This window comes from Streptomyces sp. NPDC020917, from assembly GCF_044333795.1.
Taxonomy (GTDB): Bacteria; Actinomycetota; Actinomycetes; order Streptomycetales; family Streptomycetaceae; genus Actinacidiphila.
The window spans coordinates 245,540-252,141 of the sequence record NZ_JBIRRR010000014.1 but is presented as its reverse complement, the minus strand read 5'-3'; the positions used below and the strand labels follow the sequence as shown (position 1 = coordinate 252,141).

The following is a 6,602-nucleotide window of genomic DNA, read 5'->3' as shown; positions in this document are numbered from 1 at the left end:
CGTCAACCGCGCGTTCCGCTGATCCCCCTCCAGCGGCGCTGATCCTCCCGGCCGCGGGGGGGGGGGGGGGGCCCCCCGCCCGCCCCCCCCCGCCCCCCCCCCCCCCCCCCCCCCCCCCCCCCCCCCCCCCCCCCCCCCCCCCCCCCCCCCCCCCGCCCCCCCCCCCCCCCCCCCCCCCCCCCCCCCCCCCCCCCACGCCGATTGTCGCAAACCCTCCCCGCGGGTGTAGTATCTGCTACAGCGCGACCCCGGAGGAGAGCCGTGACCTACAGCGAGCACCGACCACCCACCCTGCAGGAGCGGGTGACCGCGCGCTTCGATTCCCTCACCGCCACCGAGCGCAAGGTAGCGACCTATCTGTCGGAGCACCCGCAACTGGCGGCCTTCGCCTCGGCGGAGGAGATCGCCCAGGCCACCGGGACGAGTGACGCCAGCGTGGTGCGCACCGCCAAGGCCCTCGGGTTCGACGGCCTTCCCGGCCTGAAGCGGACGCTGCAGGAGCACCTGAGCACCCTGCTCAGCCCCACGCACCTGCTCCGCAACACCATGAACACCTTCCATGACGGCCCCGAGGGCGTGCTGGCCACGATGCTCGCCGAGCGGGCCGAGATGCTGGAGGGCACCCGCCGCGCGATCGACCCGGCGGCGTTCCGGCGCGCGGTGGAACTGCTGGCGGCCGCGCGCGAGACCCTGGTGTGGGGCCTGGCCGGCGACGCCAGTCTGGTCGAGTACACGGTCACCAGGCTCATCCGCATCGGGCACGCGGCCCGCCCGGCGTCCGACACCGGTTTCCGGCTGGCCGACCGGCTGCTCCCGCTCAGCGCGGACGACGTGGTGCTGGTGATCGCGCACAGCCAGATCCGCCCCGAGCTGCGGGTCACCCTCGACCACGCCGCCGACGTCGGGGCGCGCGTGGTGCTGCTGACCGACGCGCTGGGCGAGGCGCTGCGCGACCGCATCGACGTGGCGCTCTCCGCCCCGACCGGCCGGCCCGGGATGTACGGCGGTCAGAGCATGATCCTCATCATCCTGGAGGCGCTGACCATGGCCGTCGCCGCGCAGGAACCGGACCGCGCCATGACCGCCTTCAACAAGCGCAACCAGCTGCGCGAGGCCATCAACACCCTCACCGTGGAGAACGCGGCGAACGCGGCCGGCGGCGGCAAGCGCCGCAAGTGACGCCGCCGCGCCGCCCGTTGACGGGCGGCGGCCGGTGCCCCGCCGCCCCCGGGCGGCGGCGTCAGTCGTGGTCGCTGACGATCCGGTCGTAGACGTCCGCCTCGAACTGCTCGAGCAGCTTCTCGCACTCGGCGACCTTCTGGCGGGCGGTGTCCCGGCCGTCGGCCGCCATCCAGTCGCGCGCCTCGACCTTGTCCAGCCAGCGGCGCAGCTTCTCGAGGTCCTGCCGGATCTCCTCGGCCTCCTCGAACGTGAAGTTGCCGCGGAAGCGCTCGAACTCGATCTCCTTGAAGAACTTCGTCTCGCACTCCTCGACGATCTCCGCGTACTCCTTCGCCGACTGGACACGGAAGCCCTCGACGAACTGGACCCGGGCGTCCTCGTCCACCTCACGGAGGGTCAGGAAGACGCTGGAGCCCTTCAGCTCGTCGATGCGCTCGCGGACCCGCTTGATGCGGTCCCGCAGGTCCTCGCGGTCCGGCAGTACGCACACCGCCTGCTGCACGTAGAAGCCGCCCAGGCGCTTCAGCTCGCGCCAGACCGCGACCCTGGCCCGCGAGGAGTCGTTGGGCACGCGGTAGATGAGCATCAGCCACGGCCCCTGGGTGGGATCGGACAGGGACGGCTCGGGCCGGGAGTCAGCAGGCATGCCCCCAGGCTAATGCTCGGGTGAGTCGCACCAGGCAGCAGGACGTCCTGTAGTGATGTCTACAGTATCGACGCATCACAGAAGTGAGCGCTACGATCGGCGGGCCGACCCACCGACCCCCCGGAGCGTGAACCGTGGACGCCACCCAGAGCGAGATCGCCCGCGCCGAAGCCAGTACGGCCCGCAACTACCACCCGCTGCCGGTGGTCCTCACCAGTGCGGAGGGCGCCTGGGCCACCGATGTCGAGGGCACCCGGTACCTGGACATGCTGTCCGGCTACAGCGCGCTCAACTTCGGCCACGGCGACAAGGAACTGCTCTCGGTGGCCCACCGCCAGCTGGACCGGCTCACCCTCACCAGCCGGGCCTTCCACAACGACCGGCTCGCCACGTTCTGCGCCGAACTCGCCGAACTGGCCGGCATGGACAAGGTCCTGCCGATGAACACCGGCGCCGAGGCCGTGGAGACCGCGATCAAGACGGCCCGCAAGTGGGGCTACCGCGTCAAGGGCGTCCCGGCCAGCCGGGCCGAGATCGTGGTGGCGGGCGGCAACTTCCACGGCAGGACCGTCACCATCGTGGGCTTCTCCGACGACCCCGAGGCCACCGCCGACTACGCCCCCTTCACACCGGGCTTCGTCAGCGTGCCCTTCGGCGACGCGGCGGCGCTGGCCGCCGCGGTGACCGACGACACCGTCGCCGTGCTCCTCGAGCCGATCCAGGGCGAGAGCGGCGTCATCATCCCGCCGCCGGGCTATCTGGCCGAGGTGCGCGCGCTCTGCACCGCGCGGAACGTCCTGATGATCGCCGACGAGATCCAGTCAGGACTGGGACGCACCGGGGCCACCTTCGCCTGCGACCTGGCCGGCGTGGTGCCGGACGTCTACGTGCTCGGCAAGGCGCTCGGCGGCGGGATCGTCCCGCTGTCCGCGGTCGTCTCCTCGGCCGAGGTGCTCGGCGTCTTCGAACCCGGCACCCACGGCAGCACCTTCGGCGGCAACCCGCTGGCGTGCGCGGTGGGCACCGCGGTCGTCCGCCGGCTGCGCACCGGAGCGGTGCAGCAGCGCGCGGCCGAACTCGGTGCGCTCTTCGCCGACCTGCTGGCCGGCCTGCCGGGCGACGCCGTGACCGCGACCCGGTCGGTGGGCCTGTGGGGTGGCATCGACCTGTCGCGGCGCACCGGACGCTCGGTCTGCGAGGGCCTGCTGCGGCGCGGCGTCCTGGCCAAGGACGCCCACGGAGCCACCATCCGGCTCGCCCCGCCGCTGATGATCTCCGAGGAGGACCTGCGCTGGGGCGTCGAGCAGCTGGCCGACGAGCTCAGGCTCAGTTGACGGCGTCCGGCGTCCCCGTCCCCCCCTCCCCGACGCGCCCAACACCCCTCTGCCAGTGGCTACGTGCACCCGCCACGCACGGTGGCGACGACGGGCCGGGGGACGAAGGACCTCCACATTCCCCCTGTACGGAGCGACGCGAGCCTTGACCCGGCCGGGTGCGGTCCTGCAAGAATCCGTGAGCGCAAAGGTCGAATTTTGTTTGAAGCTGATCAGATGTAGCGCGTTCGGGGCCTGTCGCGCTGCCCAGACGCATGTCTCGACGAGGAGGCCGACATGTCGGTCAACAGAAGGTCGATCCTGGCAGGGGCCGCCGGCGCAGCCGTCGTCCCCGTACTGCCCGGACTGTCCGCGAGCGCCGCCGCCGACTCCGGCGGTCCGGACCCCCAGGCGTCCGCTCCGCCCCGCAGCGTCCCGCTCGCCGACGGATGGCGGTTCGCCCTGGTGAACCTCGGCGGTGTCACCGATCCCACCGGCGCCTATGACGGCGCGGCCGATCCCGCCTTCGACGACTCCCGCTGGCGGGCGGTCCGGGTCCCGCACGACTGGAGCATCGAGCAGACCCCCACCACCGCCAACGGCACCGCGGGCGGCTCGGGTTACCTGCCGGGCGGCCTCGGCTGGTACCGCAGGACCTTCACCCTGCCCCAACAGGCCGCGGGCCGCCGGATCTCGGTCGAGTTCGACGGCGTGTACATGGACTGCGACGTCTACTGCAACGGCACGCTGGTGGGCAACCACCCATACGGCTACACCGGGTTCGCGTACGACATCACGGATCTGGTGCACACCGACGGCAGCACCCCGAACGTGCTCGCCGTCGCCGTCCGCAACCAGCTGCCCAGCTCCCGCTGGTACTCGGGCAGCGGCATCTACCGCAACGCCCGCCTGGTGCTCACCGACCCGGTGCACGTGGCGCGTTGGGGCGCCGTCGTCACCACCCCGGACCTGGCGGCCACCTCCGCCCGCGGATACGGCACCGTGCACGGCGAGGTGTCGGTGCTCAACGAGAGCGGCACCGCCGCCTCCGCGGTGGTCGTGGCGACCGTCCTCGACGCGAAGGGCCACCAGGTCGCAAGCGGGAGCGCTCCCGTGGCCCTGCCCGCGGGAAGCGGCGGGGCCGGCGGCGGCGCCACCGCCGTCCTCGACCTGCGGGTCGACCGGCCCGCGCTGTGGTCCCCCGACACCCCGCAGAACCGCTACACCTTCGTTGCCGAGGTGCAGGTCAAGGGCCGCACCGTCGACACGTTCAGCACCCCGTTCGGCTTCCGCTGGTTCAGTCTCGACCCCGACCAGGGGATGTCGGTCAACGGCGTGCACGCCAAGATCCGCGGCGTGGACCTCCACCACGACCAGGGCGCGCTGGGCGCGGCGATCCACCGCGACGCGCTGCTGCGGCAGATGACCCTCATGAAGTCGATGGGCGTCAACGCCTTCCGCACGTCGCACAACCCGCCCTCGCCGGAGATGGTCTCGGTCTGCGAGGAGCTGGGCCTGGTGATGATGGTCGAGGCGTTCGACTGCTGGCACTCCGGCAAGAACACCTACGACTACCACCGGTTCTTCGACGCCCACAGCATCGACGACATCACCGAGATGGTGCGCGCGGCCCGCAACTCGCCCGCGGTGATGATGTGGTCGATCGGCAACGAGATCCCGGACTCCACCAGCGCGCTCGGACTGACCATCGCCGACGGGCTGATCGCGGCGATCCGCGCCGCGGACGGCACCCGCCCGGTCGTCATCGGCTCCGACAAGTACCGGGGCCTGCCCGCCGTCGGCTCCCCCGCCGACCAGATGCTGTACAAACTCGACGGGCTGGGCCTGAACTACAACACCGCGGCGTCCGTCGACGCGCTGCACGCCCGCTATCCGCACCTGTTCCTCTTCGAGTCCGAGTCGTCCTCCGAGACGGCGTCGCGCGGCACCTACCAGGAGCCGCAGCACCTCAACACCGGCGAGAACCACACCCCGGGCCGCCGGGCCACCTCCAGCTACGACAACAACCTCGCCTCGTGGACGATCAGCGGCGAGTACGGCCTGAAGAAGGACCGCGACCGCCGGTTCTTCGCCGGCCAGTTCCTGTGGTCGGGCACCGACTACATCGGCGAGCCGACCCCGTACAGCGTCTTCCCGGTCAAGACGTCGTTCTTCGGCGCGGTCGACACCGCAGGCCTCCCCAAGGACATGTACTGGCTCTTCCGCAGCCAGTGGACGGCCGAGCCGATGGTGCACCTGCTTCCGATGGACTGGACCGACCACGAGCCGGGCGAGACCGTGCAGGTGTGGGCGTACACCAACGCCGACACGGTCGAGCTGTACCTCAACGGGAAGTCGCTCGGCGTACGGCGGTTCGACCGGAAGAAGACGGCCGACGGGCGCGACTACCTGGAGACCACCGAGGCGACCGGCGACGACAAGACCGTCACCGGCGGCCCCTACCCGGGCAGTTACACCAGCCCCAACGGCAGCGCCGGCAAGCTCCATCTGACCTGGGACGTGCCGTTCGCCCCGGGCGAGTTGAAGGCGGTGGCCCGCAACGGCAACCGGCCGGTGGCCACCGACGTGCTGCGCACCGCCGGTGAGGCGAACGCGGTGCGCCTGACCGCCGACCGCGCCTCGGCCCCGGCCGACGGCGACAGCCTGGTGTACGTGACCGCCGAGGTGATCGACGCCCGGGGCACGGTGCTGCCGAACGCGGCGGACCTGCTCGCCTTCGACGTCGCGGGCGGCTCGCTGGCCGGCGTGGACAACGGCCAGCAGGAGAGCGCCGAGCGCTACCAGGCCAGCACCCGCACCACCTTCCGCGGCAAGGCGCTGGCCATCGTGCGCACCGGTACCGCACCGGGCCGGCTCACCGTCACCGCCAAGGCCCGCGGGCTGCAGGACGGGACGGTGACGGTGCGCACCGCCAAGGCCGACGGGCCGGTGGCGACCACGGCGCCGGCCGCGCTGGCACCCGACCCGGGTCCGGGACCGGTCACCTACCCGGTGGCGGACGCCAGTTACTCCGGCACCGAGGCCACGGTCCCGGCCGCGATGCTCGACGGCAACCCGGCCACCGGCTGGTCCAACGCCTTCTCCAAGAGCGGCACGGCGCTGCTCCCGGCGTTCAACGGCGCGCGGCCCGGCGACTGGGTGTCCGTCGACTGGGGCGACCTGCGGCCCCTGCAGAGCGTGTCGGTGGCGTTCACCGTCGACGCCACCCACGCGCTGCCCGCCTCCGTCACGGTCTCCTACTGGGACCGGGACCGCTGGGTCCCGGTGGCCGGGCAGGACGTGGCGTGGGCGACCGGGAGCGACGCGCCCACGGTGATCACCTTCACCGGCGTCCACACCGACCGCGTCCGCCTCGACATGGTGAGCGCGGCGCCCGGCGCGCCCGGCGGCGCGCAGCGCATCACCGCCCTCACCGCGGGCTGACACCCCTCCCCCGCGAC

Annotated in this window: 4 protein-coding genes; 3 read left to right on the top strand and 1 reads right to left on the bottom strand. The window is 72.4% G+C overall.

What is annotated here, in order from left to right:
• Window positions 1-261: 261 nt before the first annotated feature.
• Window positions 262-1,179, top strand: coding sequence for a MurR/RpiR family transcriptional regulator (locus tag ACH4TG_RS27360; RefSeq protein WP_398245196.1), 918 nt, complete (start codon window positions 262-264; stop codon window positions 1,177-1,179).
• A gap of 61 nt (window positions 1,180-1,240) precedes the next feature.
• On the opposite strand, the gene ACH4TG_RS27355 is transcribed toward ACH4TG_RS27360, so the two are convergent.
• Window positions 1,241-1,828: a Chromate resistance protein ChrB gene (locus ACH4TG_RS27355; RefSeq protein WP_398245195.1), complete on the bottom strand. Its 588-nt coding sequence runs from the start codon at window positions 1,826-1,828 to the stop codon at window positions 1,241-1,243.
• Window positions 1,829-1,962: 134 nt separating this feature from the next.
• On the opposite strand from ACH4TG_RS27355, the gene rocD reads away from it, so the two are divergent.
• Window positions 1,963-3,162, top strand: a complete 1,200-nt coding sequence (gene rocD / locus ACH4TG_RS27350; protein ID WP_398245194.1) for an ornithine--oxo-acid transaminase — start codon at window positions 1,963-1,965, stop codon at window positions 3,160-3,162.
• Window positions 3,163-3,438: 276 nt separating this feature from the next.
• Window positions 3,439-6,585: a glycoside hydrolase family 2 TIM barrel-domain containing protein gene (locus ACH4TG_RS27345; protein WP_398245193.1), complete on the top strand. Its 3,147-nt coding sequence runs from the start codon at window positions 3,439-3,441 to the stop codon at window positions 6,583-6,585.
• Window positions 6,586-6,602 lie beyond the last annotated feature (17 nt).